Raw genomic sequence first — 1,137 nt, 5'->3', positions numbered from 1 at the left:
GCTTGACAAGCTCAAGGCCGAGCGTGAGAGAGGTATCACCATCGATATCGCCCTGTGGAAGTTCGAGACCACCAAGTACTACTGCACGGTCATCGATGCCCCTGGTCACCGTGACTTCATCAAGAACATGATCACGGGTACCTCCCAGGCTGACTGTGCCGTGCTCATCATTGACTCCACCACTGGTGGTTTTGAGGCTGGTATCTCCAAGGATGGCCAGACCCGTGAGCACGCTCTTCTTGCTTTCACTCTTGGAGTGAAGCAGATGATCTGCTGCTGCAACAAGATGGATGCCACCACTCCCAAGTACTCCAAGGCCCGTTATGATGAAATCGTGAAGGAAGTCTCATCCTACCTGAAGAAGGTCGGCTACAATCCTGACAAGATTCCCTTCGTTCCCATCTCTGGGTTTGAGGGTGACAACATGATTGAGAGGTCCACCAACCTTGACTGGTACAAGGGCCCCACCTTGCTTGAGGCTCTTGACCAGATCAACGAGCCCAAGAGGCCATCAGACAAGCCCCTACGTCTTCCCCTTCAGGACGTGTACAAGATCGGTGGTATTGGCACCGTGCCTGTGGGTCGTGTTGAGACTGGAGTCCTCAAGCCTGGTATGGTGGTGACCTTTGGTCCCAGCGGCCTGACCACTGAGGTCAAGTCGGTTGAGATGCACCACGAGGCTCTCCAGGAGGCTCTTCCTGGTGACAACGTTGGGTTCAACGTGAAGAACGTTGCCGTGAAGGATCTGAAGCGTGGGTACGTGGCCTCTAACTCCAAGGATGACCCTGCCAAGGAGGCTGCCAGCTTCACCTCCCAGGTGATCATCATGAACCACCCTGGGCAGATCGGCAATGGCTACGCCCCAGTGCTGGACTGCCACACCTCACACATTGCCGTCAAGTTTGCTGAGCTGGTGACCAAGATCGACAGACGATCCGGTAAGGAGCTGGAGAAGGAGCCCAAGTTCCTCAAGAACGGTGATGCTGGTATGGTTAAGATGATTCCCACCAAGCCCATGGTTGTGGAGACCTTCTCTGAGTACCCTCCTCTTGGTCGTTTTGCGGTGCGTGACATGAGGCAAACGGTGGCTGTTGGCGTCATCAAGAACGTGGAGAAGAAGGACCCAACCGGTGCCAA

General features: G+C 55.0%; 1 protein-coding gene. It reads left to right on the top strand.

What is annotated here, in order from left to right:
• Window positions 1-1,137: translation elongation factor EF-1 subunit alpha (gene tuf / locus NK662_RS24475; protein ID WP_254761326.1), on the top strand; the 1,137-nt coding region annotated here is incomplete at both ends.

This window comes from Ectobacillus ponti (genome assembly GCF_024294785.1).
Lineage (GTDB): Bacteria > Bacillota > Bacilli > Bacillales > Bacillaceae_G > Ectobacillus > Ectobacillus ponti.
The sequence above is the reverse complement of the archived record's forward strand: the minus strand, read 5'-3'. Positions and strand labels throughout refer to the sequence as shown.